Here is a 25364-nt window from a genome sequence, read left to right as displayed (position 1 = left end):
ACGCTGACGATAGAACTTGGCGGCGCTGGTCGGCTGCGAATCAAGATGTCGATGGCAAGGAGCTCTCGCCGCGCGTCTTTGCCGGGCCGAACCTTCTGGCTATGCTCCTTCGAGAAGTCTGCCGAGCACCAGCCGCCGCACCGCCAAAGCGATCAATATGCGCGAGGGCACGACCTCAGCCTCTCAGCGCTGGCCAACCAGGTTGGAGCCTGTGCCGCGGCACGGAACCCGCTGCCTGCTGATCGAGGCGAATGTGCTTTGCCCCTGATCACCTGCATTACCACCCTTGGAAGGGCAAGACCGATCCGGACCGTCAGAATGTAAGGGATGACCGGCAGTTCGGCGGAACATGGCCGCCGGCGCTCTATCGTGCCTCGCGCGGCCGGCGGGAACAGCGTCCCGAGCGCTATTCATCCGTCAATATCGCCCGCTAATCGGGCACTATGCTGGGCGCATGCGCGTCGTAAGCTGTTCGTGTTTGCAGGACGCGCCCCCGACCCTCGGCTAAGGCGAAGGTGACGCCTTAGTTTTCACGGCAATTCGGGCCGATCCCGCGAATTCCACGGCGAATAACCTGCATTCCCGAGAAACTCAAGGGACGTTTCCGGTATGCTATTTGCTAACAGGTGGCTGGCCGAGTGCCCTCCGCCAATTTATCGCGAGGAGAGGGACATGCGCTTGAGCAATCTGGGAACCGAGCAACTCCGGGAGAAGGATAGAAGCTTCGTCTTCCATCCTTCTACGCATTTGGCCAAGCACAGCCGAGGCGAAACGCCAAATAGGATTATGGCCGGTGCGGAAGGCGTCTATATCTGGGACACCGAAGGCCGAAGGAGCCTCGACGGTTTCGGAGGACTCTACTGCGTCAACATGGGATATGGATGCACGGAGATCGCCGAGGCCATTGCCAGGCAAGCACACGAATTGCCGTTCGCACACGTCTATGCCAGCCAAGGTACGGAGCCGGTCGCCCTGTTGGCAGAGGCCGTGGTCGAGTATTTCGGTCAGAACATGCGAAGGGTCTATTTCGGCCTCTCCGGTTCCGATGCCAACGAAACCAACATCAAGCTGGTCTGGTACTATAATAACATTCTTGGCCGGCCCGAAAAGAAAAAGATCATCTCGCGAAATCGCGGCTATCACGGGTCTGGATTGGTCACGGGTAGCCTAACTGGCCTTCCCTTCTTTCACAATTTCTTCGACCTGCCTCTGGATTTGGTGCGCCATACAACCACGCCGCACTATTACCGCCAGGCGCGTGTCGAGGAGAGCGAGGAAGCGTTCTCCCGGCGCTGTGCCGATGAGCTTGAAGCCTTGATCCTGGCCGAAGGACCGGAAACGGTTGCAGCTTTTATCGGAGAGCCGGTACTTGGGACAGGAGGTATTGTGCCGCCCCCCAAAGGGTACTGGACGTCCATTCAAGCGGTGCTCGACAAATACGATATCCTTCTAATCGCGGATGAAGTGGTCTGCGGCTTCGCGCGAACCGGCGAGAAGTTCGGTTCCCACCTGTATAACATGCGTCCGGATTTCGTGACCATCGCAAAGGGTTTGAGTTCCGCCTACCTCCCCATCTCCGGGTCAATCATTGGCGACCGTGTCTGGTCGGTTTTGGAACAAGGAACTGAGAAGCACGGCGCACTCGGCCACGGCTGGACATATTCGGGGCACACGCTTTGTGCCGCAGCCGCGCTCGCCAATATTCGACTGCTTAAAGAAAAAAATATTTTGGAGCATGTCCGCGATGTTGGACCGTATTGGCAAGACCGGATGAAGGCCGAGCTGGCGGGACATCCCATCGTTGGTGAAGTTCGCGGAGTGGGTATCCTGTCGGCCGTAGAGATGATGCGGGACCCAAAACAAAGGATACCATTCGAACCCGACCTTCAGGTCGGGGTGCGCACTGCAGCTGCTCTGTTTGAGAATGGTGTCATCGGACGGGCCATGCCGCATGGCGACATCCTCGGTTATGCACCCCCCCTGATCATTACCCGAAAAGAGATCGACATCATTGTCGACGCGACGGTAAAGTCGGTCGATACCACCTATCGCGCGCTGAAGGCCGAGGGTGCCGTATGATTTTGCGATCGCGAAGGAGCGAGTCCGGAGGCAGGCATGTCCCTGCGCGCTACTGCGCCGAGCAGACCCAAAACTGTTGAATTCCAGATATCTGATCTTGAGCATGCTCCGGGCTATTTCAGTCACGATTTGTAACCGAATCAGTTCTGCCGCCGCTGTCCTGTTGCCCAACGACCAGGACCTCTGTGCGGCGCGCCCTGCGGGTGTACCTCCCCGCCGGCAGGGCGCCCTTTTTGACCCACGTAATCAGTATCATTATGGCCCGTGCGGAATCGAGGGTCTGGTAAAGGTCATCTGCACGTTCCGATGCAGATTGAGCTTAGACGTGCCCTTTACATCATTGCAGCGGGCCACGGTCGCCGGTTCCAAAGTGCGGCAATGCCGAAGGTTATCTTCCTTCACATCACAAAGAACAGAATAATAATTGCGGTGTATTTTATCACATCAGGTATATAAAAGGACGATACTCACACACCACCCCGTTCACAAGGAAAGGCATTTTAATATTGTTGAGACGATTTGCCTATCAAAGAAAAGAAAGCATCGCAACACTTCTTTGCGGATCACGGCGCCCCGGGTGGGGGATGAGCGGCTATCCGAATTGTTATGCTAATGCCGACCCAAATTCCTGCAAAAGCTGGGGTCAATGATGGCTTTTGGTCAGCGCAGGATGATTTCTCCTGATTTGGTCGGTGCAGGGGCGGTCATGACTTAATGCATGGCAGCATTCTGGAGCCCGGTCAGCCCAGCGACGCCCGCGAATTCAATCGCGTTTGTCGGACATACACGACGCAGCCGGAAGGCGTGCAGAAAGAGGAAGAATCGAGCGCGACGATGACGAGGGACATGCCACTTGTTTTCGAGACATTCCTTGAAAGACTGTCACAGAGTATCGATGAGGCAGATTTCCGGGATGCCATGGCTGAGGCGGCCGGACGACTTGACCTAATCTTCTTTGCCTACCTCTCCTTGCCAGCACGGCCTTCCGGCAAACCGAGGTTAATTTCGAACTATCCAACCCGCTGGACCAGACAGTATCTGGAAAATCAGTATGAGAAACTCGATCCTGTGGTCTTGCGTGCTCGAAATGGCGGCCGCCCGTTTCACTGGGGATCGAATTTGGGAGGCGATAAAATGTCGCCGGCTCAACAGCAGCTATTCGATGAGGCGGCTCAATTCAGCATCTGCTGCGGTTTGACGATCCCAATTGTCGATCTCCGCGGCCGCATCGCTGCGGTTACTTTTGCCGCCGATGAGCCTCGTCCAGTATTTCTTCGGGTCGCTGAGCGGTACGAACAAGCTCTTCAACTGATGGCGGCCTGCTTTCATCGTTGCGTTCGCCGCAAATTGCCGAGCGATCGAACAGTGGATGGGATTTCGCTGACATCCCGCGAATATGAGTGCCTGAGGTGGGCAGCGCGGGGTAATTCAGCCTGGGTGACCGGCCGCATCTTGGGTATCAAGCCACGCACGATCGCTTTTCATTTGGACAATGCCAAGAAGAAGCTAGGCGTGCGAACCCAAAATCAGGCTATAGCCCTTTTGGGGTCCGAAGGGTCCTCAATTCTCTGAGAAGCTTTTTGATCCCCTTGTGCTCGGGCCATTCGATCGCGCGCTTTGTATCGAGCGTTGACTGGATGCCGAGATCTTCTGTTCCGCCGGCTCGGGCGATGCAGCCGTATTCTTCCAGTCCGCGCCGGTGATCATAGTCTATGGGTGCTCGAGCGGGTGTTTCGTCGCTGACGAGCTAGTCGTGCGGTTATATAGTTTCCGAGGATGGCCCGCTTGCATACCTGCCTGCCGGTAATCTCTAACCCTTGACTTAGGGCGATGGCTATCGGTTATGCGGCTTGAAAGCGAAGAGGTGGACCCTTCGTCGAGCGCCGGTACGATATGGAGTGCTGCTCCGGGCTAATACCCATCCAGACAGAGCGGAACCTTCTATCACGTCAGACGCTCGGACAATTGCCAAAACCCGATTTCCTGGGAACTGAATTGTGCTCGCCACCGGGTCCATTTTGCCGGCGCGTCTGTGGTGCAGGCCCCGATCAGCCTGACCAATGGCACAGGAACTGCCTGCTTCTATGACCGAGCACTGCGAATTTGTCAGCTGGCGAACAATTCCTTGTAGCCGCTCGTCACCATCCAGTTCGCACGGTCGAGATGACTACGAAGCGCCTTCCTGGCGCGCTCCGGTTCAAGTGCCGGATCAATGCCGAGGATCAGTTGGGCCATTTCCTCTTCGGGCGCCTCATCGGCTGAGGCGTCCAGGAGCCTCATATAGATGGTAAAGTGCGCCCTGTCGTAGGCGGTAAGACGGTCAGACCAAGGGACTTCGTCGAGCAGTGTTGAGCTTTGAGTCCTATCTGTTCCCGTTGATCGATTCATGTCTGCCGCGAACCTCGCATGTTGATCGCTGGATCCAAGGCAGAATATCCCAAAATGGGATAATCCGAAACGGGGATTAGTCGCTGAGCCGGTCTCTACCTGACCGGTTCACCTAAATGCCCAAATCTCTTCGATCTCCCCGCCACCAGCGGTTTCTGGCCCAGTTGATCTCACTGCGCAATGTCAAAGGGCTGACGCAGGCGCAGGTGGCTGAGAAGCTTGGTCGTCCGCAATCTTTCGTGGCGAAATATGAGGGTGGCGAGCGGCGTCTCGATATCATTGAGTTTCTCGACGTAACTGCGGCCCTCGGTGCTGATCCGTGTGAGATTCTGTTGAGCCTGCGCACGTAGTGGGCGCCCGCGCCCATCACCGCGCGTGCCGTGTGCCGGTGGGTCGAGCCCCGCTTTTCTTGGCTCTGGCGTCTCGACCATTCCGCTGCGCCTCCTAGCGCGTCGTTAGACTCTCGCAATTCGCTCTATTTGTGCCTTTCCCAGCAGGTGGCGCCGCATCCTTCTAGGCCCGCCGCGGCGTCCCGCAACCCTTAGCCAGCTGTGAGCTTTCAGTAGGTTGTCCATCCGGCCCTTCGGATGCGGTGCGGCTCAGACGGCGGACCCGTTCCTGTCATGATTCGCCGACGCACCCATTCCTGGGAAGCAGCCATTGGCGAGCGGAGGACAAAATGATGAGACAGCGAAGCGCTGGGCCATCCGCGCTGTGGTGATACGTCGATGCATGGTGTTACGCGACTTCGTTGCTTGAAGCGAAGCGACCGCACCGCCCATTTCGTCAACTGGCGAACAAATCCTTGTAGCCGCTCGTCACCACCCAGTTTGCACGGTCGAGATGACTGCGAAGAACGTTGCGTGCGCGCTCAGGTTCGCGTGCCGGATCAATGCCGAGGATCACTTTGGCCATTTCCTCTTCAGTGGCGTTGTCTGCCGAGGCGTCCAGGAGCCTCATATAGGTTGTAAAGTGGTCCTTGTCGTAGGCTGTAATGCGGTCCGACCAGGGGACCTCGTCGGCGAACGGCGTGTTCGATCTGGGCTGCAACATCGCTAATTCTATCTCCGGCCAATGGACCCGCGAAGCCCTGTGCCTGCTAAATGTGGATTACATATTATAGTTGATAAACTCAAGCCGCCTGATCCGCTGGCTTGCGTGCATGGATATGCGCAAGTTGGTCGGACGGAATGTGCAGAGGATCAGGCAAAGGAAGCGCCTGACGCAGGAGCAGCTTGCGGAGATTTCCGGGTTCAGTCAGCAGTACATCAGCGGCTTGGAGAAAGGCCGAAGAAATCCGACAATTATCACGATCTATGAACTGGCATTGGCCCTCGGCGTCAGCCACATGGATCTGGTTCGGCCCGACAAACAGGGCTGATGCACCCGCCCTCCAAGTAGCTGGCGGCCTGATGGCGCGCGCCGGGTGCTTGTGAACCCACGCTTTTCTTAGGTCCCCCGGCAGCCCCTGCCATTTAGCTCGCCCTCGCGCGGGCGCACCCTATTGGACAGTCGGACGCTGCGTTTTTGTCAGCTTTTCCTGGGACGTGGGGTGGTCGGCATTCCCTTTTAGGCCCGCCGCGGCCTGCCGCAACCTTCGCTCTCGCTTCAGGTCCTTCTCTTGTTTACGGTCCTTCGGATGCGGTCCGCCTCTTTCAGCGGGCCTAATCGCTTTCTGTTGCCCGCCCCACGGGGACAGGCACGCGAGACTAGTATGGAGCGTTGCGGTTAGCGCGCGAACAGCAAAGGAACCGAAAAAACAGGCAACTGTCGCAGTATGGCTGAACCAGCCATCGTGTCGGCATCTAGGAGCCGCGTGTTCGCCTTGCGCTGACACGAAGCTCAGACATGACGTCCGGGAGACGATGCTGGCAAATAGTCTGGCTGAAGCATTCCACCCACAATACCAAAGCCCGTCCCGATTCAAAGCGCTTCTGAGCACTCCATCTCAGGCGCGGGGCCAGCTGGCCAGTTCACCTTCTTGGTCCGCCGGAAGAGAGCCCCGCCCTCTCGACAATCGGCTTCATGAGGTCTCGCCCTGCAGTGTCGACCGTAAAAAAGGGCGCGCGAGGCGCCCTTCATTTAAACCGGCAGTCGGGAAGCAGACTTCACTCTGATATTCAAAAGCGGTAGGTGACACCTGCGCCTATCAGCCAGGGATCGAGCTCCGCCTTCCCCGTCAGCTTCGCGCCGGCCACCGTGACGTCGAAGTCCGGCTTCAGGAAAAGCTTCTTCACGTGGAAGTTGAGGCCCCAGTGCTGGTCCACCATGTAGTCGAATCCGACCTGCAGCGCCGTGCCGAACGTGTTCTTCACCTTGAGAGCATCAGCGCTGCCAGTGTCCTGGTTGTAGAAGATCGTGTAGTTCACGCCGGCGCCGACATAAGGCTTGAACGCGCCGAGATCGGTAAAATGGTACTGCAACGTGAGCGTCGGCGGCAGCAGCCAAACTTTGCCGATGTTGCCCAACCCTCCGATCGTCCCTTGGCCCGCGATGTTGGCATAAGTGGTACCGAGTATGAGTTCGGCGGCGATGTTGTCGGTGAAGAAATACGAGATATCGAGTTCCGGCGTCACCGTGTCCGAATACGAAAGACCGGAGCCGGGAAGCGTATCAACGTAGCCCAGATCTTTCGTAACGACGCCCAACGCCCGCAGGCGGACCTGCCAAGGGATTGGCGCTTCGCTGACCGAGGCTCCCGTCTCCGCCAGGACGGTCTCTGCTTGCGCAGGCTCCGCGGCGACGGCCTGCTGTCCCACCATGATCAGGGCCACCGCCGCTGCTGTTGCCCGCGCTACGCCCATTCGCGTTCTCGCCATGAGATTCACTCCTTGATGTTCAGAAAGGATGCACTGCACTATTTCGTCTCCTGCTCGAATGAATTGTTGATGGACCTCAAATGCCCCACTTGCGTTGCAACGCGTTCCGCCGTCTCCGGAAGGTGATCGTTGAAGCCGATTGCGCTGCGGAGAAAATTGGTGCCTAGACTGATGAATGCGGCTTGCTCCCGATTGTCCTCGCCGCAGCCGTGCCCGCCTGCGCTGGCCTCGTAGAAGTAAGCGGGATAGCCAAGAGCCTGCAGTTTTGCGGCCATCTTGCGCGCATGGCCCGGATGGACGCGGTCGTCGCGTTTCGTGGTGGCGATCAGGATAGGCGGATAGGGCTGTCCCGGCGCTGCGGCGTGATAGGCGGAGATTTCCTTCAGGAAAGCCCAATCGTGAACCTTGTCGGGATCGCCATATTCGTCGATCCAGCTCGCGCCCGCCAAGAGCTTGGTGTAGCGACGCATGTCGATAAGCGGTGCTGTGCAGAACAGAGCCCCGAAATGCTCAGGATAGCGGGTCAGCATGTTTGCGATCAGCAGGCCGCCATTTGAGCCACCCTCGGCGGCAATCCGCCTCGGCAGGGTGATGCCCCTTCGCACGAGGTCGGCGGCAACGGCGGCGAAATCGTCATGGGCGAGACGCTTGCCCTCCCTGCGCCCGGCTTCGTGCCAGCGGGTGCCGAACTCGCCGCCGCCGCGGATGTTCGCCTCGACACACGTGCCGCCGCGCTCGAGCCACAGCTTGCCCAGCGGGGAGTTGTAGTAGGGCAGGAGTGATACGCCGAACCCGCCATAAGCGGAAAGGTGAATCGGAGCATCTCCGTTCCCGTTCGCCGGACCAACCTGCGTATAGGGGATCAGCTCATGATCGATAGAGACTGCCTCGTGGCGCGTGACCACCAGTCCGGATGCATCGAAATTCTCCGGGCTGCGCTTCAGGATTGCTGAAGCGCTGAGAGACGGCGCGGCATTCAGATCGAACAGCAAGAGCTGCGGCGGCGTGATCGGATCCTGAGCACAGATCAGGACCTCTCCATTGGTCTCGTGAACTGCCGCATCGAATGACCAGACGTCGACAGTACCTTCGGCGGGCAGGGTGTTCAGGACTCGGCGCGTCCATTCCTGGTGGCCGGGAGTGAACATCTCGAAACGCGGTGCGAGATTGACGAGGTAAGAGATAATGAGCTTCCCGTCATTCCAGAAGAATGACTGCATGGAGCGCCTTTCCCCTGGTTGAAACAGGGTCTCAAAACGGCGTCCGCCAGCGAGGAAAGAGGAAAGCGAGATGACGATCAGCGCGTCGGCGGGATGGGTGGTGCCTCCCACCGTCCAGGGCTTGCGCGGCCTTACCGCCAGCCAGTCGCCGAAGACCCGCCACGACGCGTCGCGAGGAAGATCGATCTGCCTCCTCGGCCCGCTCCTATCGCCGATCCAGCTGATCTTCTCGAAGAAGGCCGGCTGCTCGATGAACCAAAGGCGCTCGCTGCGGCCGGTGCGGTCCGAATGACCAGACACTTGGAAGCTTTCGAACCCGGCCTCGAAGATTGCCGGCGTGGTGAGGGGATCCGCGTCACGCTTCCACAGTCGAACGGTGCGCGCATAGCCGGAGCGGGTGGCCATGCCATTACCAAGCGCACTGGAAAGCAGAAGCGTGTCAGGGTCCATCCAATTAACGTAGCCTTTGGCCTCGGGGAGGTTGAAGCCGTCGGCGACAAAGCTCAGAGAGATCAGGTCGAATTCGCGATGCACGACCGCGTCGCTGCCGCCGCGCGACAGGCGCAGAACGGCTCTTTCCCGTCTCTCCGGCTCGATGGACGCGCCGTCCCAGATCCAGTCCTCTCCGTCGCTAGCCGCGAGAGCATCCAGATCGAGCAGTAGCTCCCATTGGGGATCCGCCTTCATGTAGGCGGCAAGGGTGGTCCGGCGCCACAGTCCGCGTGGATTACCGTCATCTCGCCAGTAATTGTAGAGGTACTGACTACGGCGCGCGATCAGGGGAAGATTGTCGCGATTGTCGAAAATGGCTGTCAGAGCCGCGCGGTCGCGCTCGAATTGCGCTCCACCGAAGTGCTTCAGGGTCTTTGCCGATTGGCCGGCGGCCCAGGCAAGTGCCCGCTCGCCCTCTACATCTTCAAGCCAGACATAGGGATCGTCGTCGGGAGCATCCAGCGTTGGACGGACATCAAATGCGTTCATGTCCGGACAGCCTTCAGAAAGAAGGGATAGAGGCTTCCGTCGGCTCGGGAACGCTCAGTGCTGGTAGCGGCGCCCACATGTTCGAAAAGCGTGATCATTGATGAGTTCTTCCAGTCGGTGCGGCATCGCAGTGCTTTTGCGCATAGGGACCGCAACCGTCGTGCCAACTGGGAAAATCGTTTCGGAACAACGCGATCGCTCTGGAAGCGTTGTGTCACATGTCCGACATCGTCGAGAATCCGACAACGAGTGCTCCTCCTAATCACCGGATCAACCTCCGGCGCCAGGCGGTGACACCGTGCAGAACTCGAGCAGTGAAGCTCATTGGTGAACCTGGTTGACGCCCAACATCTTCGCTCTGGAGCGCTTCACGCACACGGATTCATGGCAGACACCATGATGCGATCGATGCGGTTAGAGACCAAGCTGGCTGCGCCTGTGAGTTTCAGCCGCCAGCTGGAAGCAGCTGAGTTCTGAGGAGAAGGGTGGGGCACCCCTTGGGCGACCTGATGGTTGCCCAAGCCCTGCCGCAATCTTGGCCTGCACCGTCCCCTGGATTGCTGTCGATCAAGCCAGGAAGCTGCATTCGGGCGAACGCATGGGGCTGGTCCCCATGGCAACTTGGGCTGATGTGGGGCCGTCCGATATGCGATACGAGGGTCTAGGATAGGGGAGCTCGGGCTCGGTAGTATCTCAGCGAGACGGCTAATGGTCGACGAAGTCTTCCTGACGCCACGCATTGGTATGCCGCAGCAACAGGGGCAGTGCGGGCGCAAGTCTGGTTGTGAAATCGGCTGCTACAGGGGCATGCCGCGCTTCATCTCCATACCGTCAGCGAAGAAAGCGCGGCGCGAGCATCACCAAAGAGAAGCGGCGCGCCTTTCGTTTTGCGGTCCACTGACCAGTCGGCTTCACCTGTACAACTACGGGCTGGCATAGCGTGAAACTTGGCCCCCAATGGCGGAAATTTCCCCCAGGAGACCTAGATGACTAAGCTTATTGCACCCGGGCTACGACAACCTGCCCACCACCAGCGTCGAAGCCACCGCCACGCCACCAAGTCTTCAGGGAACGTCCTGAACGGAACCCAGCCGGGTACTCCTATCAAAGCGACTCCCTTCGCATGCTCAGGCCGCGCTTGCTGTCGCTGCGCGGGACCGACAGCCTGCTTCTGCCCTGCACAGTGCCGACGACACATGCTTCGACGAAATGGCGTCATCGAGGTCGGGTGGCTTCGGCGCCGGTGCTTTGCCAAATTGCATGTTTGGACGTCCGTGGGGGCGGGCAAGGGGGCACAGTCGTGCCTGCAGTTCTCGTGACTGGCCCAGCAAGTCGAGTTCGCAACCGCGCACCACATTCGGTCGACGAGATGAAGGCTTTTGCCGCCAAGTTCTCTGCCTGGTCCGGCGAAAGCTATCCGCTCGCCGCGTAATGGCTGGACATGATAGCCGACGCCCGTCCGAATGGCGGCGGCTTTTTCGTATTATATCGACCTGATCGGCCAGCTTCGCGGGAATGCCGGGGCTACGACTTTGAATGGTCATTTGGCGGCGGAACGGCTATGATGATCCAGATCGGCCATCGCGAAAGCCACGACATCGATATTTTCCTCGACGACCCTCAATTGCTCGGTCATCGACCATCCAAAAGCCACCTGCACTTTGAAACGATGCCGTCCGACTATTTGGGGGACGGGCTTCGGTTCCAGAAATTCGCCTTCGAAGACGTTGGCGAAATCGACTTCATCGTGGCCGGAGCGCTAACAACGAAGCCGTTCTAGACCTGCGTGGTGGAAGGCAGGACCGTGCGGCTCGAGACCATCCCGGAAATCATCGCCAAGAAGGTCTATTACCGGGGATTTCGGAAGCCAACCCGCGCGACATCTTCGACATCGCCGCCGCAGCCCGGTCGCAATTGGACGAGGTCGTCAACGCTCTGCGTGCGCTCCCAGAACAGGTCGCTCGAACCAGACAGCGGATGGAAAAACTCAACAATGAATTCGTCGGCCGCGCCATTGCACAGCTGATGATCATGCCCTGACTACGAAGCGTCGGCCGCCGACAGTCTGGACGCAGCGTTCGCTGTGCTCGACGAGGTGTTGTCATCACTCAAAGAACCTGACCCCCACGACCTAGCGACCAGCCGAGGGAGGGGAGGGGTTTCTCAGAGCCCGGACGCCTTGGTGAGGTTGGTCCGGAATCTGCCGCGCCTCCGCTGATATTTGCGGGTCATCTCGGCCGAGGCATGGCCGAGCTGCTTCTGCATGTAACGCTCCTCGACGTCGGCCGACGAGGCAAGTCCGGCGCGCAGCGACTGGCCCGAGAACAGCAGCGCCCGTTACCCTTCCGGGAGATCGGAGGGGACGCCGGCGGCGATCGTCACCTGCTTGACCAGGCGGGCGACGTGCTTGTCGGAGAGCCGTTCGACGTCGACGGTCTTGTTGTCCTTGAAGATGCGGCGGAACAGGGGTCCACGTGCGATGCGGCCAAAGCGGATCCAGCTCTCGAGCGCGACTACGGGGTAGGTGTGGTCGCTGGAGCCGCGGCCGACCTCGACCTCGCGCCAGCCGGTCTTGCCGCGCAGGGTGACCAGCAGCCCTTGCCGTCAAAAATCTCGATCCAGCCGGCGCCATCGCTGTTGTCGTCGCGCATGACGTCGAGACCGACGATCTCGGAGCGCCGCAGGCCGCCGCCACAGCCCAGGAGCAAAATAGCGCGGTCGCGCAGGCCCTGAGGTCGTGGCCGAGCGTGGCGATCATCGCCAGCAGATCGTCGCCAGGACCGCCTCTTTCTGCCGCGGTGGCTTTTGCGTGCTTGCGCGGCGAATGCCGGCAAGAACCGTATAGATATGCCGCTCCGCGCGGTCCAACGGCCGGCCGCGCTGGGTAAAGTTCCAGGCGAGGCCGGAAAGCCGCCGCTCGATGGTCGCAACCGAAAGGGCAGGGGCGCCACGCTTCGGATCGCCGGCGGCGGTGCCCAAGGCACAGGCGCTGATATTGAGCCTGATCACCTTCGAGCCCGGAGGCAGGGGATCGAAGCCAGCGCGCCGGCACCAGGAGGAAAAATGCCGCCAATCCTTGGGGTAGGCGTCGCGCGTGTTCTCCGAGGTGGCGTTGTAGCCCCTCGCGGTCTCGACCAGTTCCTGGACATGCGCCGGGACTCTTTGAGCCGGGTCTCCATCTCCTTGTAGAGCTTGTCAAGCTCGCCATCGACTGGCTTCAGGTCGTCGATTGAACATTGCGTCATCATAGGCTTTGTGCCTTGTTGTAGCAGGCATCGTCCGTTCGCGCGGCGGACACAGACATCACCGTCGCTGAGCCGAGAACGACGGTAAAAGAAAATGCACTCACTGACTTCATAACCAATCTCTTTTGCGGGTGATTTAGAAACGGACGCCGAGCTTGGCGCTGAACCCGTGTGTCTGGGCATCCGAGGCGATCTGTCCCTGATAGGCGATGCCGAACGTCGCGTTCTCGGTGATGTTTACGTCCAGCCCAGCTTCGAGCAGAGCTGCGTTCTTTGCGATCGGCACGCCCTTGATGGCGAAGGAGGAACCGCCAGCAAAGGCAAGAGCGGTATCCGGCCTGACGTCGCCGAAGGCGTGGCGCCAGCCAAGACCGCCGCGCGCGGTAGCAGTCACGGTGCCGAGGGTCAGTACCGTCGACGCACGCAGACCTAGCGTGGTAAACGCCGTGTCGCTCGAGCGATCCCCGCTCGACAAGGCGGCTGCGCCGCCATTCTCGGTGAAGCCATCGGCGTCAAAATTCACATAAGCGAGATTAGCGTAGGGCTCGAAGGAAGCCGAAGCCGTATTGATACGGTAGCCGAGCTCGCCAAAGGCCTGGAACGTGCCGGCGTCGTAATCGGCCGAAAGGCTGTCGGCGAAGCCTGGAAAGACCACGGACCTGCCGGTCTCGATGCTGTGCCAGGTATAGGCAAGGCCGGAACGAAAACCGAGATTGCCGTTCTGCGTGCCGGCAAAAAGACCGAGATGGTAATTCTCGCTCGAGCCCGACGACGCGCGATCGTCCGCCTCCAAGGAGGTATGGCTGTAGCCGCTGATGAGGCCGAGCCGCCAGCTTTCGCCGACAGCCGCGTCACCGCCAGCCAGAAAGCCGCCTGTCGAGTGATCGAGACCGGCGGCATTGCCGTCGCTGTCGAGATGACCCCAGGCGCCGAAGCCACGGCCCCATACGGCGAAATTCTCACTCGTTGCCGGGGCCAGTTCCAGACCACCCAGCCCATAAGTCATCACCGGAACGCTGGAGGCACCGACGCCGTCGAACGCCGCACGGATCCGTTCGCTCGCGGCATCGCGTACAGAATGACTGTCCTCGATGAGGCCGCTATGAATGGAAGCATGAACCTCGCCTGATAGCATATCGAAAGCGTTGCGGGCTTCCGGCGCCGTCAGGAACAGGATGTTGTCCTGGATCGGATTACCGCTTCCAAGCGCCTGAGCCGCTGCGGCGACCGAGCGTTGATTGAAGGTGCTGGCTACATCGGCAAACGCCGTCGATGTGCGGCTGATATCGAGATAGACATTGTTGGCATCGTAGACGAGCTGGAAATCGACGAAGGGCGTCGCGTCTGTCGCCAGAGCCCCCGTCAGCCCGCCATAGGTGCCGCTTACGCCGCCTGCTGCGGAGAGCAGAGTATATCGGGCATCGACCGATAGCGTTCCCTGCCGCAGGAGCTCGATCTGCGCGCCGCTGTCGATCGCCGCTGCTCCGCCAACATCGATGAGATCGGACGACCTTGCGAGGTCGACCTGATAGATCGATCCGGACTGCTGCGCGAAATCGCCCGTGACAGTCATTGTGGTGACGATCCTGCTCGGATCGGTCGCACTGCCAGGAGCGACCGTGCCGCCCTCGGAAATGGTGACCGCACCGTAGGTGCCGCCGCCTGCGACGACACCGCCGCTGTTTGCGATAGCCGTGCCCCCGATCTGCCCGTCATTCCCGAGAAAGCCGGACGTGGTCGCATCATGGGAAAGCACACCTGTATCGGCAAGCAGCAATCCCGCGCCGGAACCGACCGTCGTCATGCCGGAAAAATTGTTCTTTCCGCTCAGCGTTTGCACGCCACCGGCAACGAATAGTTTGCCGCCCATATTATTGTTATCAACGTCGAGGTCGTTGATGCTGCCGGCGAAAGTGTCGTTCGAAGCCGTTAGCACCAGGGTACGCTTGCCCAGTTCGACCGTTCCGCTGCCACTCAGGCTACGAATACGGGCATCGTTGTAGGCGTCGGAGATTCCCCAATAGTCGCTGCCATTTCCATGTTCGGAGATATCGAGCGTGCCGTCTGCAACGACTTTCGCTGACCGTTGGATGTTGCCGAGCCCCGCAAGCGAGAGATAGGCATCCTGAGCAATATTCGTCTCGCCGGTGTAGGTGTTGACATTCGTCATCCGGACCACCGTCTTTGTATCAAGCGTCAGCGATCCGGAGCCGGAGACGACACCCGCTATGCCGACCCCGCCCTCATTCCCCATGCTCGTCGTGATCCTGCTCAGACCGGTCCCTTCGGGTGCGGATGAATCGGTAGAGAAGTTGCTGGCAGTGACGAAATGTGACGAATAAGCGGTATACTTCTTCTCCAGATCGAAAATGACCGATCTGTTTTTGAAGAAGTCAAGACCGGCAACAAAACTGGTCTGGTCGTTGGGTTGTTCCGTCGTGCCGCTGGTGTAGGTGAAGTCGATATTGTCCAGCCTTACCGGATCGCCATCCGTTCCTGCGATTGTAACGCTCGGGATGTTGCCCGATGCGCTTACGATCTCGCGTTGCTCATTTCTCCGAACATTTTTAAGTTCGACGCCCGCATCCTGAAATTGCTTCAGCATCGCATCACTGATCTCCAGACTGCCACCGCCCGGTGTGCCGGTGTCGAGCAATACCGCGGTCTTGTTGGGGTCGGTGATTGGTGGGGCTCCATCCTTAACCGTGTACTGCAGATTGTAGCTGCCTTCGTATTCGGTCGAGGCATTGGCGCCAGAGCCAGGAAAATTCTGATAAGAATCCTGATCTTTTTCCTCGGGTTCTCCCCATGGCATGGCATTAGTATATTGGGCCCGGAGGCTTGGATTGAGGTTGACAATCGTGCAGGGGGAACAGCCAGGCGTTTGGTCGCTCTCGGAATCCGGATTCACATTGGCGGAGACCACGTAGCCAGACCTGGTGACACTGCCCATCATGCCCCAGACACTTGTCTTGCCAAGAAAATCGCCGGCCCCGAGTGTACCTGCGAAATCGCCGCCTTCGTCTGCCATCTTGCCAGCGGTCATTTTCGCCCGCTGCTCCTTATCGGCGTGATAAGGTTCTTGGAGATCCTGACCATACATATCTTTAAGTCCATCCGTCACGGATCCCGGCGTGCACTTAAGATTGTTGTCCTTGCAATACGCATGGGTATAGACAAAATCGAGAATGCGAGCAGCCCGGTATTTCTTATCGCTTACAGATGGCCCGTCGATTGTTATCTTTTGATCTGGATCGACATATGTAAATTTATCAATTTCCACGTTCTGAAGCTTATTGCCATACGTTCCGTCCCCGTACGTATATACGTAAGGCGTGTCGGCAATCGGGCGGACCCCGGTCACCTCTGACCCGATCTGCGTGTTGAGCTGGTCCGAGCCCGTGTCGAATACGTATCGCTGCGCGTTGCCATTGTTGATCTTGGCCCAGATGCCCAGGCGGTCATGGCCTTCCCCGACATACTCCAGCGGGATCGAAATCGGGTCGTCGGCCAACGCTTCTCCAGTTGGAAATGCTACCAGACCCACCCCGAGAGACACAGCCGGCAGGAATACCGTCGTCATCGCGGTGGTTGCCGCCAGAAAGTTCTTTGTCCTGAAACAAGCCTGCATACCTGGTCCTCGAAAAAGTCTCGCAAACTGATTGATCATTGGAACGGCCTCCTGAATGTTGTTTAACGAGACCCTTTATGGCGGCCCTGGCTGACAACAGCCTGAAAGCTGCAAGCGGCCTGCGAGAATGGGGCGATCCTGAATGACGACAGGTGCTGTCAACAATGGATGAGTGCTCGGCCTGAAAGCTGAGCACGCTTTATGCTCAGGCTGCTGACAAGGCCAAAGCAGCGTAAGTGCGGAGTGAAATCCAGGGTCCACATGGGTCGTCGCGCTTCCCGTGCGCCTGGGAAGGCGCCGGCCCGGCCAAGCTTTCCCAGATCGTCCGGATGGCGCACAAGATACCGGTTCAGGTCGATCGAGATGGAGGCCGAGGCGTATGCCAAGGCGGTCGACTGCCTGACGAAAGATCAGAATGCGTCGCTGGCGCTCTACGATTTCCGCCGGCAGCGAGCTCAGTCTCCTGCCGGGCATCCGTGTTTACTGGCGACGAGACACAAGATGTGCCCAAATTGCCACCAGACCGTCACCTGCGATGAGTTTCGGCAACTGATTTTGTCCTTTCAATCGTCGCCACTTCCTGGCCGCGGCCAACATGGGCCACTCGAAGGCAGCAGACTGGCGGCTATATGGACGGGCTGTGAGCCCGCACCGGAGACATTGGCGAAATCTACGATCTCTATAGCAACGTCAAGGAGAAGCGCGAGGTGTTGCAGATGTGGTCAAATCACATCGAATGGCTGATCAAGCAGGCTGCGGATGACGCTCTGGCGGCGTAGCTGCTGGCATGGGCGGAAGATGCGGCGCAACAATCGTCAGAGCCTCATCGAATTGGAGATCATGCTTGACCAGCAAATGCGCGGCCAATGCTTCGATGGCTGACCAGTGATCGAGTACTAGCCGGGCCGTGCGATCTTCGATCCGCCTCCAACGGGGGCGGCGCGGCATCAGGAACCGCAACTCACCATAGATTCGCTTGGCATCCGCGTAGTCGCTGCTCCCCTCATTCCCATCGGACGCATTCATCGCCATATCGCGCGGGTCCAGATAGCCTTCGAATGCGGATTCTGCAAAAGGACCTGCCAGACACGCAACTATCTCTTGGATCGCTTCATCGCGTTGGAAATGTCGATCCATATCGTTCTCGAAAATCGGCTTTAGCTCCGAGGTGAATCCTTGCGCTGAATAGAAAACCGTGCCTTCGACAAAACCACCGCACTCTCCGTCACCGGCGTCGGGGTAAATACTAACACTTGAGAAAGCAGGGAGTTCACGGTCGTCGTCGAACATCTGACGGTGCAAAACGATGGCGGCCACCGCGTGCCCGGCTTCGTGATGCGCCACAGACGGGAGAAGATATTGGGAGGCTACATTCATGCGGTGCGGCTCTCAGATCTAGTTTCCATCCAAGCCCTGATATCGGATTCAAGCCATGCGACTCGGCCGGGGGAGATGCGACGCCGCTTAGGGAACAGGCCTGCCTTCAGAGTCGCGCGGTCGCGCTCGAACTGCGTTCCACTGAAGTGCTTCAGGGTCTTTGCCGATTGGCCGGCGGCCCAGGCAAGTGCCCGCTCGCCCTCTACATCTTCAAGCCAGACATAGGGATCGTCGTCGGGAGCATCCAGCGTTGGACGGACATCAAATGCGTTCATGTCCGGACAGCCTTCAGAAAGAAGGGATAGAGGCTTCCGTCGGCTCGGGAACGCTCAGTGCTGGTAGCGGCGCCCACATGTTCGAAAAGCGTGATCATTGATGAGTTCTTCCAGTCGGTGCGGCATCGCAGTGCTTTTGCGCATAGGGACCGCAACCGTCGTGCCAACTGGGAAAATCGTTTCGGAACAACGCGATCGCTCTGGCAGCGTTGTGTCAGATGTCCGACATCGTCGAGAATCCGACAACGAGTGCTCCTCCTAATCACCGGATCAACCTCCGGCGCCAGTCGGTGACACCGCATTCCTCTGTCTTTCCAGGAGACGGCGTGGACATCAATGCCGTTCCTCACCGAACCCGCCTCCTAGCCCTTCGCCCATACGTCACGGCCGCCCCCCGGTTTGGCTTCAACCTGAAGGATTACGGCGTCCTCTTCGCAGAGAAGATCGGGTTGTTCGTGGCGCGCGCAGCGGAGCCGAAGGAGCTTTTCTGGGTTGCGGATACTGGCATGTCGATATTACGACCGTGTGTCCTTCGACAAGCTTGGTGGCTTCTTCAACCAGAATCTCGCCGCGGAGATCGAATCGTTATCTGCGCCGCAAAGTGCGGCCGGTGAGCGGCGTGGCCCTGCGTTCCAGTTGGCCACGGTCCTCGCTGGGACGAGCAAGTAAATGGCTTGCGCAGCAACGGTGCGATCACACCTGGAGCACGGCGTCATCAGGAAAGCGCCATCCTTGTGCGCCCACGACACCCTGGTCGCCATCGGCCGCATCGCGGGGGGGCACTGTGGGCGATAACCATTCATTGATCTGGGCGATTGAGGGTTCTGCCGGGGCGCTATTGCTGCTGGGTAGGGCTGGGGGCTGGCGAGTCTACCAAGGCGAGCAACGACAGGCGAGACGGCAGACATTACGTGACGGAACTTGATATTGCAGTGCAGCAAGCGTAGAGCACCGCGCGCTTATCGGAGTGTCGTCCATGGCCCTTACCAATGCTGGTAACGAGGCAGAACCTGTCGAACAATCGAGCCATTCTGAGGTCGAGCAGCACAGCACCAAGGCGCTGATGTTGGGCGCACTAGGTGTCGTTTATGGCGATATAGGCACCAGCCCGATCTATGCATTTCGCGAGGCGTTGCATGCATCAGCGGGTGGCAACGTCGCCAGCCGTGGCGACATCCTCGGCGTACTCTCGCTGATCATCTGGTCCCTGACGATCACCGTGACGATCAAATACATCATGTTCGTGCTCCGCGCCGACAATCGAGGCGAGGGCGGGGTGCTGTCGCTTATGGCGCTGGCGCGCAACAGTTTCCCGACCCGCTCTGCGGTGATCCTCGGCATCGGCATCGGCATCGTCGGCGCGGCGCTTTTTTTTGGCGACGCCGTCATTACGCCGGCAATCTCGGTACTGTCGGCGGTCGAAGGTATGAATGTCGTCACGCCGACGTTCCAACCCTATGTGGTGCCGCTGACACTGGCCATCCTGGCGATCGTGTTTGCGGTACAGCGGTTTGGCACCGGCGGCGTAGGATTGGTGTTGGGACCCGTTACCGCGCTGTGGTTCCTGGCCATCGGCCTTTCCGGGCTCAACCACATCATGGACGACCCGGAAATCCTGCTGGCAATCAGCCCGCATTACATCGTGTCGTTCCTGGTCAACTCGCCTGACGTCGCCTTCGTTACGGTTGGTGCAGTCTTCCTCGCCGTCACCGGAGCCGAGGCGCTCTACGCCGACCTCGGCCATTTCGGCCGCAAGCCGATCGTGCTCGCCTGGCTGGCGATCGTGTTCCCTTGTCTGTTGCTCAATTATGTCGGGCAAGGCGCCTTCGTGCTGGCAAATGGCGGCGTTGTCGGTCATCCGTTCTTCGAGATGAACCAGGGCTGGACGCTTATTCCGATGGTCGTGCTTGCCACGGCGGCGACCGTGATCGCCTGCCAGGCGGTGATCTCCGGCGCCTTTTCGCTGACCAGGCAAGCGGTACAGCTCAACATGCTGCCGCGTTTCGTCATCCAGCACACGTCGGAAAAACAGTCGGGCCAGATCTATCTGCCGCGCATCAACCTGATGCTGGCGCTGGTGGTGATGCTGCTGGTGGTCGGCTTCGGCGAATCCAGCCGGCTGGCCTCGGCCTACGGTATTTCGGTGACCGGCAATATGCTGGTGACGAACATACTGCTTTTTGTTGTGATGACGCGCATCTGGAAATGGCCGCTCGGCGTCGCGATAGCCTTAATGGCGGTGTTCGTCTTCATCGATACCGGCTTCTTTGCAGCTAACATCGTCAAGGTATTCGAAGGCGGCTGGGCCTCGCTTGCCATTGCCGCAGTGATCGTGATGACCATGTGGACTTGGATAAGAGGCAGCAGGTATCTATTTGACAAGACGCGCAGGAACGAGATTCCGCTCGATTTCCTTGCGGGCAATCTGTTGAAGAAGAAACCGCAGCTGGTGTCCGGTACGGCCGTGTTCCTGACCAGCGATCCCGCCAGTGCGCCGACCGCGTTGATGCACAGCCTGAAGCACTACAAGGCGCTGCACGAACAGAACGTCATCCTTTCTGTGGTGACGGCGCAGCAGCCCGTGGTGCCCGACAGCGAGCGGATCAAGATGGAAACGATCAATGAGCTGTTCATGCGGGTGACACTGACCTTCGGCTACATGGAACAGCCTAACATCCCGCGTGCGCTGGCGATCTGCCGCAAGCAGGGTTGGAAGTTCGACATCATGACGACGTCCTTCTTCCTGTCGCGTCGCTCGCTCAAGGCGTCACCCAACTCCGGCATGCCGGTGTGGCAGGACAAGCTGTTCATCGGCTTGGCGCGCACGGCCGCCGACGCGACGGAGTATTTCCAGATCCCGACCGGACGTGTGGTCGAGATCGGAACGCAAGTGGCCGTTTAGGCATGCCCGGTTAAGCAGAATCAATTGGCATTTCGCGAGCCGGTGAATGCCTGACCGGGCGGAGGCCACGATGCTTGCGCCAAACTGGGGTCCGGTTCCAGGCCCGAAGCTTCCGGCCCCGAAAGCCGTCCTTTACGCCTGCGATAATTTCCGTTCCGCATTGTCTTGCCGACCCATCAGTCGAGATGCGCTGAAACGACCTCGCCGGGCAGCACTTATCATTTGAACGTAATCGATGTGCCGCAAGTCCGACCTTCATTCTCCAGTTCACAGGCTAGCGTTGCCAAAATCGGCGTGCCGCCTAACCGGCGCCGCACCGTGACCTGTCAGGATGCTATGCAGGCGCGAGGCAGAAGCTGGCTCGAGGCCGCCGGCCTGGTGCTGGTCCGGCAGCGGCCGGGCTCGGCCAAAGGCTTCATGTTCCTCTGGAGGATGAGACGGGTGCGGCAAACGTCGTCGTCTGGGCCAAGATCTCTCGAGAAATTCCGGCGCGTGCTTCTTGCTTCGGCCATGCTCGGCGTCCGTGGACGCATCCGACGGAAGAGGAGGTGGTGCACCTCGTCGCCCACGAGCTGACCGATCTGTCGGCTGGGCTGGCCAGCGTGGGAAACCGCAAGACGCCGTTTCCGTTGCCGCACAGCCGAGGGACGAGTCTCATCACGGCGGATCGGGCATTGATCCGCGCGGCATGCCGAAGGGGCGCGACATCGTCGATGCAGTATGACCATATCGACCATATCAAGGTCAAGACGCGTAACTTCCGGCAGCGCTTCCGGAGGCCACTTCAGCAGCATGTTGTGCACACTTTTGTCGGACCCTGTTAACTGCCGATTGGCAGCAGGTCACCCCGTGCCGGATCCCAAATGTCGTCGCTCTCAAGCGCAACGACTGCCCGCACCTTTTTAAGTCATCGAGCACCTCCACCGCTGGACGCCGCCCCGTTTCCTGAGCCGGGGCGTAACCGGTGTATTTGTGACTGTCCAGCTCAAACCACTTCAACGATTCCAACGTAGCCATGGCGTCGCCCTTGCGGCCGCGCGTGATGCGAATGATCGTGATCCCATCCTCCCCGCTCGCGTCGATGGAGACACGCTGCCAACGCTTCATCTGCTCTACCCCATCTTGTTCCAAGGCGGTCGTATCATCTCGATGAGCCCTGCCTCGGGGCCGGCGGCCGTTGGCCGGGAGGCCGTTCCACCCGAGCGTCGACGGAACGGCGATGTAACCTCGAAGTGGTCCCGGCGCCCACCTGCTCGGCGGTGATCTCGTTCAGCCAGCCTACCACGCATAACACACTAAGGCTCGCAAGGGGTTGTGAACACTCTCGAACCACTTGCTCACCTCCAAGCGGTGTCTATCAACTCACAACCAATATGACATGTAGGACCGCAGCATGACGATGTTCTGAGACACAATCGAAGCAGCTCACTGACTGGCGTATGCTGGGTGTGCAGGTCCAGACAGATGTGAGACGGATGGCTTGAGAAAAGTTCGGGGGTCTCCGAAGCTGAAGTTGCGAAGATCAAACTTCAGGAGAACCCCCGATGCAGGTTTTTGGCCTGCCGCGTCATGTTATCAGAGCCGGTGCTCTGGCGTCACGGATCGCGGCGAAATCCCTATCGAATGAAGCCGCGATCCGTATGGACGCCGTCAGGCGCTGGCAAAGCGCACGCGCCGCCGGCCTGTCGGCCGGTGACGCGGCCAAAGCCGTTGGTGCCTCGCGCGCCTCCCTCTACCGCTGGGCCAAACAGCCCGAACCCAGATCGCCGCCGCGCCGGGTTCGCCGGCCGCAATGGAGCCCGGCGCTGGTGCAAGCCGTCGAGGAGTTGCGCGGCGACAAACCGATGTGGGGCAAGCGAAAGCTGGCCTGGCTGATCCGCCGCGGAGGCCGTTGCGGTCTCAATCTCCACCATCGGCCGCATCTTCACCAGCCTGATGCGGCGCGGTCTAGTCATGCCGGTCCCGACCTTGCGCCGCAAGCCCGGTGGCCGACGCTTCCGCCTTGTCGGCAAGCGCTACGCCAGACGCCTGCCCAAGGGCCTCAAGTCGAAATGGCCCGGCCAGATCGTCCGATCGACACCGTCTTCGTCAATCTCGCCCCGGCAAGGCCGTCAAGCACTTCACCGCCTACGATCCGGTCGCCAAATGGACCGTCGCCGGCATCGCCGGCCGGGCTCAAGGCGTCCCTGCCGGCTTCGTTCGCCATGCTGAGACCCGGGGGTTCGTCACGCCTACAATGAAGCGTTCGTTGCCGCGGAGGTGCGCAAATTCCAGCCATTTTTCGACTCCTTTTTCGATCAGCAACGCGATGCATGTATCCGCCTGGAGGACAACAATCTGCTCGTCGCCTCGGCCGGGTCGGGCAAATCCGCGACCAGGGTCTGCAAGGTGGCCAATGTCCTGGAAAGGCAGCTCTACCGGCCCGATGAGATCCTGCTTCTGGCCTTCAATAAGAGCGCAGCAGATGAACTCAAGACCGGGATCGCAGGACAGCTACATCGAGGAAAGCGCGCTGGAGTCCCGCGTCACGACGTTTCACCGCTTGGACGGGGCATCATTAAGGAGGTTGAAGGACGCCCGCCCCAGCTTGCAGAAGTTCCACACATTTGAGAAGCGGCGATGTACCCAGCGCTGTCGAACCACATCGGGGCGCCGACTCAGCGTGAATTTCATCACGCTCGGCGACCTTTAAGGGCCAAACCGGCGCTTGGACGCCCACCAGACTCACGTCATGGCTCGGTGCGCAAGATGCGAGCGATCCGTTGCCCTACCCGCACTCTTATACGATTGCCAATTGCGAACTTGCCGCCAACAAAGTGAAGTAAGGTTGAAATAAAAATGTAAACAGTTTTCACAAATATTCCCTTGCTTCTACCGTAAGCCCGGTGTTTTATTGCCTTGATAAGGTCCTCTTTTGGCGCGCAAACCAATAAAATAGCGACTGTACTTATGAAAGGAACCCAAGTGTGTGCCGCAGAGGCTGTAAGCGCCGCTCATTTCCGCAACGTTGAACGCGTAGGATTCATTGGTACGGGCAGCATGGGGCGACCAATGATCGCAAAGCTCCTGCATACGGGCTATCAGGTGGACGTCTACGACATCGATCCCGCGGCTGCGAAAGACGTGGTCGAAAAGGGAGCACGGTGGCATGACGCACCACGCGACGCGGCGCACGATTGCGAGATCGTCATTACCTGCCTGCCGCTGCCACACGACGTCTTTGACAACATGACTGGCGAGCAAGGCGCTTTGGCCGGAATGGCACCGGGGAGCGTATGGATCGATACGTCCACTACCGACTACCACAATACGATCGAGATCGCCCGCCGGGCGGCAGCAATTGGCGTGCATTCGCTGGAAGCGCCCGTGAGCAACCTGTCCCACATGGGAGTCGATTTCGCCAATGTCAGCTTCTTCGTCGGCGGGCCACCGGAGGCCTATGAGCGTTGCGGGAAGGTGTTGCAAATCATGGGATCCATCTCCTTCCATGTCGGAGACATCGGTCAGGGCCAATCAGTCAAATTACTGACGAATCTACTCTTTTACGCTGCGGCTGTTGCAAGCGGCCATGCGCTCTGCCGAAGTGTGCGCGAGGGCGTTCCAGCGCAGCAGGCGTGGCGTAAGTTTGTCGCGTCGCCCGCAAACTCCGTTGCAGTCGAGCAGTTCGTCCCATTTCTCCTGGATGGCAGCTACGATCGCTCTTGCACTTTGGAGATCACGGTGAAGGACATGGGCTTGACCGTCCAGCTGGCGGACGAACTCGGCGTGGGATTGCCGATCGGGCGCGCGGTCGAAAGGCGCTATTGCGAGGCGGGACGGAAGTTCGACCGATACGACAGCCATCTGCGTGTCGTCGAACTGGCGGAGGTGGTCTTCGGCGTTCGACTAAAAGTGCCGGGCTACCGCGCGCCATCCAAATACGGTGCCGACTCCGCGCATCCGCCGGACCAGGAATTCCTTACCGATCCCGTCGGACGGATCAAACCGAAGCGTGAGCACGTGTTTCCGCTCGGCGACGTCCCACTCAGTGACATCCAGATTCGTTTGCTCAGGTCGCTGGTCGGCGAACTCACCCACGTCAATCGCCTGATCCTTGACGAGGCGTTTGATCTTGGGCGCGGCATGGGCCTGAGCGATGCTCTGATCTGCGACGTTATTACCTGGAGCGTAGGCGCCTCCGCATGGTCGGATACCCATGCTCAGCAATACAGCAACGAACCGCTTATAAAACCAGCCGCGGCAATTGCGCCGCCGATGAGAACTGTACCGCACCTAATTTGCCCCTATACGGAGGAATTGACATGAATACCCTCGATCAGCGGACCGCACTGGAGCAAGCCGCACGCAAACGCATCAAGGATTCCCATGCGCTCGACGGCGACGTCGATCGCTTGGCACGCTTTTATCGTGAATGGGCAAGTTCCTACGAGTTGGATGTCGGCCGGGA

At 59.4% G+C, this 25364-nt stretch carries 18 protein-coding genes and 3 pseudogenes; 13 read left to right on the top strand and 8 right to left on the bottom strand.

Annotated features, from left to right (window positions below):
* Positions 1–62: 62 nt before the first annotated feature.
* The 3 genes and pseudogenes from EOC94_RS34900 to EOC94_RS31135 form a co-directional block, all read left to right on the top strand.
* Positions 63–483: pseudogene (locus tag EOC94_RS34900) on the top strand (transposase); the annotation flags it as partial.
* A 189-nt stretch (positions 484–672) separates the two neighbouring features.
* Positions 673–2079 (top strand): aminotransferase, encoded by a 1407-nt coding sequence (locus EOC94_RS31140; protein WP_063169303.1) that lies wholly within the window; start codon positions 673–675, stop codon positions 2077–2079.
* Positions 2080–2913: 834 nt separating this feature from the next.
* Entirely contained in the window at positions 2914–3651 is a 738-nt protein-coding gene (locus EOC94_RS31135) for a LuxR family transcriptional regulator (RefSeq protein ID WP_127295359.1), read from the top strand.
* A gap of 534 nt (positions 3652–4185) precedes the next feature.
* On the opposite strand, the gene EOC94_RS31130 is transcribed toward EOC94_RS31135, so the two are convergent.
* On the bottom strand, positions 4186–4467 hold the full coding sequence (locus EOC94_RS31130; protein ID WP_126105024.1) for a DUF2285 domain-containing protein: 282 nt from the start codon (positions 4465–4467) through the stop codon (positions 4186–4188).
* A 116-nt stretch (positions 4468–4583) separates the two neighbouring features.
* Here EOC94_RS31130 and EOC94_RS31125 point away from each other — a divergent pair, with 116 nt between their 5' ends.
* Positions 4584–4817 carry a helix-turn-helix transcriptional regulator gene (locus tag EOC94_RS31125; protein ID WP_095488152.1) on the top strand — a complete coding sequence of 78 codons (234 nt, stop codon included), beginning with the start codon at positions 4584–4586 and terminating at the stop codon, positions 4815–4817.
* Positions 4818–5253: 436 nt separating this feature from the next.
* On the opposite strand, the gene EOC94_RS31120 is transcribed toward EOC94_RS31125, so the two are convergent.
* Entirely contained in the window at positions 5254–5520 is a 267-nt protein-coding gene (locus EOC94_RS31120; protein ID WP_063169299.1) for a DUF2285 domain-containing protein, read from the bottom strand.
* Between the two features lie 109 nt (positions 5521–5629).
* On the opposite strand from EOC94_RS31120, the gene EOC94_RS31115 reads away from it, so the two are divergent.
* A complete protein-coding gene (locus EOC94_RS31115; protein ID WP_126105025.1) occupies positions 5630–5848 on the top strand; it encodes a helix-turn-helix transcriptional regulator in 219 nt (72 codons plus the stop codon).
* A gap of 739 nt (positions 5849–6587) precedes the next feature.
* On the opposite strand, the gene EOC94_RS31110 is transcribed toward EOC94_RS31115, so the two are convergent.
* Together EOC94_RS31110 and EOC94_RS31105 are read right to left on the bottom strand one after the other, a co-directional pair.
* Positions 6588–7286 (bottom strand): OmpW family protein, encoded by a 699-nt coding sequence (locus EOC94_RS31110; RefSeq protein ID WP_127295343.1) that lies wholly within the window; start codon positions 7284–7286, stop codon positions 6588–6590.
* Positions 7287–7324: 38 nt separating this feature from the next.
* Positions 7325–9487 (bottom strand): prolyl oligopeptidase family serine peptidase, encoded by a 2163-nt coding sequence (locus tag EOC94_RS31105; RefSeq protein WP_127295341.1) that lies wholly within the window; start codon positions 9485–9487, stop codon positions 7325–7327.
* Between the two features lie 708 nt (positions 9488–10195).
* On the opposite strand from EOC94_RS31105, the gene EOC94_RS31100 reads away from it, so the two are divergent.
* The 3 genes from EOC94_RS31100 to EOC94_RS35190 all read left to right on the top strand — a co-directional run bounded on the left by EOC94_RS31100 (position 10196) and on the right by EOC94_RS35190 (position 11527).
* Complete coding sequence (locus EOC94_RS31100) at positions 10196–10426, top strand: hypothetical protein (protein ID WP_127295339.1); 231 nt, start codon at positions 10196–10198, stop codon at positions 10424–10426.
* 502 nt (positions 10427–10928) lie between these two features.
* Positions 10929–11267, top strand: a complete 339-nt coding sequence (locus EOC94_RS31095) for a nucleotidyl transferase AbiEii/AbiGii toxin family protein (RefSeq protein WP_126063908.1) — start codon at positions 10929–10931, stop codon at positions 11265–11267.
* Positions 11268–11401: 134 nt separating this feature from the next.
* Positions 11402–11527, top strand: a complete 126-nt coding sequence (locus EOC94_RS35190) for a hypothetical protein (protein ID WP_281032982.1) — start codon at positions 11402–11404, stop codon at positions 11525–11527.
* A 123-nt stretch (positions 11528–11650) separates the two neighbouring features.
* Here EOC94_RS35190 and EOC94_RS31090 read toward each other — a convergent pair.
* The 4 genes and pseudogenes from EOC94_RS31090 to EOC94_RS31075 all read right to left on the bottom strand — a co-directional run.
* Positions 11651–12649, bottom strand: a pseudogene (locus EOC94_RS31090) (tyrosine-type recombinase/integrase); the annotation flags it as partial.
* Positions 12650–12868: 219 nt separating this feature from the next.
* Positions 12869–16402: an autotransporter domain-containing protein gene (locus EOC94_RS31085; protein ID WP_127295337.1), complete on the bottom strand. Its 3534-nt coding sequence runs from the start codon at positions 16400–16402 to the stop codon at positions 12869–12871.
* A 705-nt stretch (positions 16403–17107) separates the two neighbouring features.
* Entirely contained in the window at positions 17108–17740 is a 633-nt protein-coding gene (locus tag EOC94_RS31080) for a hypothetical protein (RefSeq protein ID WP_063169290.1), read from the bottom strand.
* Positions 17737–18015 (bottom strand): AlpA family phage regulatory protein, encoded by a 279-nt coding sequence (locus EOC94_RS31075; RefSeq protein WP_127295335.1) that lies wholly within the window; start codon positions 18013–18015, stop codon positions 17737–17739. Before EOC94_RS31075 ends, EOC94_RS31080 begins: the two co-directional genes overlap by 4 nt.
* A 976-nt stretch (positions 18016–18991) precedes the next feature.
* Here EOC94_RS31075 and EOC94_RS31070 point away from each other — a divergent pair.
* The 5 genes and pseudogenes from EOC94_RS31070 to EOC94_RS31055 all read left to right on the top strand — a co-directional run bounded on the left by EOC94_RS31070 (position 18992) and on the right by EOC94_RS31055 (position 25222).
* Complete coding sequence (locus EOC94_RS31070; RefSeq protein WP_127295333.1) at positions 18992–20917, top strand: potassium transporter Kup; 1926 nt, start codon at positions 18992–18994, stop codon at positions 20915–20917.
* A 303-nt stretch (positions 20918–21220) separates the two neighbouring features.
* Positions 21221–21741, top strand: a pseudogene (locus EOC94_RS34895) (OB-fold nucleic acid binding domain-containing protein); the annotation flags it as partial.
* Positions 21742–22461: 720 nt separating this feature from the next.
* Positions 22462–23157, top strand: coding sequence for a hypothetical protein (locus EOC94_RS34890; protein WP_245465696.1), 696 nt, complete (start codon positions 22462–22464; stop codon positions 23155–23157).
* Positions 23158–23176: 19 nt separating this feature from the next.
* Entirely contained in the window at positions 23177–23527 is a 351-nt protein-coding gene (locus EOC94_RS34885) for a UvrD-helicase domain-containing protein (RefSeq protein ID WP_245465695.1), read from the top strand.
* A 339-nt stretch (positions 23528–23866) separates the two neighbouring features.
* Positions 23867–25222: an NAD(P)-dependent oxidoreductase gene (locus EOC94_RS31055; protein WP_281032981.1), complete on the top strand. Its 1356-nt coding sequence runs from the start codon at positions 23867–23869 to the stop codon at positions 25220–25222.
* Positions 25223–25364 lie beyond the last annotated feature (142 nt).

It is taken from the genome of Mesorhizobium sp. M6A.T.Ce.TU.016.01.1.1 (assembly GCF_003997065.1).
In the GTDB taxonomy this organism is placed as follows: Bacteria; Pseudomonadota; Alphaproteobacteria; order Rhizobiales; family Rhizobiaceae; genus Mesorhizobium; species Mesorhizobium mediterraneum.
Note: the sequence above shows the minus strand (reverse complement) of the source record. Positions and strands in the feature narration are given on the sequence as shown.

Excerpts from the sequence above, each read along its gene's own strand:
- EOC94_RS31140 (WP_063169303.1), top strand. The coding sequence starts at position 673 with ATGCGCTTGAGCAATCTGGGAACCGAGCAACTCCGGGAGAAGGATAGA.
- EOC94_RS31135 (WP_127295359.1), top strand. The coding sequence starts at position 2,914 with ATGACGAGGGACATGCCACTTGTTTTCGAGACATTCCTTGAAAGACTG.
- EOC94_RS31130 (WP_126105024.1), bottom strand. The coding sequence starts at position 4,467 with ATGAATCGATCAACGGGAACAGATAGGACTCAAAGCTCAACACTGCTC.
- EOC94_RS31125 (WP_095488152.1), top strand. The coding sequence starts at position 4,584 with ATGCCCAAATCTCTTCGATCTCCCCGCCACCAGCGGTTTCTGGCCCAG.
- EOC94_RS31120 (WP_063169299.1), bottom strand. The coding sequence starts at position 5,520 with ATGTTGCAGCCCAGATCGAACACGCCGTTCGCCGACGAGGTCCCCTGG.
- EOC94_RS31115 (WP_126105025.1), top strand. The coding sequence starts at position 5,630 with ATGGATATGCGCAAGTTGGTCGGACGGAATGTGCAGAGGATCAGGCAA.
- EOC94_RS31110 (WP_127295343.1), bottom strand. The coding sequence starts at position 7,286 with ATGGCGAGAACGCGAATGGGCGTAGCGCGGGCAACAGCAGCGGCGGTG.
- EOC94_RS31105 (WP_127295341.1), bottom strand. The coding sequence starts at position 9,487 with ATGAACGCATTTGATGTCCGTCCAACGCTGGATGCTCCCGACGACGAT.
- EOC94_RS31100 (WP_127295339.1), top strand. The coding sequence starts at position 10,196 with ATGGTCGACGAAGTCTTCCTGACGCCACGCATTGGTATGCCGCAGCAA.
- EOC94_RS31095 (WP_126063908.1), top strand. The coding sequence starts at position 10,929 with ATGATAGCCGACGCCCGTCCGAATGGCGGCGGCTTTTTCGTATTATAT.
- EOC94_RS31085 (WP_127295337.1), bottom strand. The coding sequence starts at position 16,402 with ATGATCAATCAGTTTGCGAGACTTTTTCGAGGACCAGGTATGCAGGCT.
- EOC94_RS31080 (WP_063169290.1), bottom strand. The coding sequence starts at position 17,740 with ATGAATGTAGCCTCCCAATATCTTCTCCCGTCTGTGGCGCATCACGAA.
- EOC94_RS31075 (WP_127295335.1), bottom strand. The coding sequence starts at position 18,015 with ATGAACGCATTTGATGTCCGTCCAACGCTGGATGCTCCCGACGACGAT.
- EOC94_RS31070 (WP_127295333.1), top strand. The coding sequence starts at position 18,992 with ATGGCCCTTACCAATGCTGGTAACGAGGCAGAACCTGTCGAACAATCG.
- EOC94_RS34890 (WP_245465696.1), top strand. The coding sequence starts at position 22,462 with ATGCAGGTTTTTGGCCTGCCGCGTCATGTTATCAGAGCCGGTGCTCTG.
- EOC94_RS31055 (WP_281032981.1), top strand. The coding sequence starts at position 23,867 with ATGAAAGGAACCCAAGTGTGTGCCGCAGAGGCTGTAAGCGCCGCTCAT.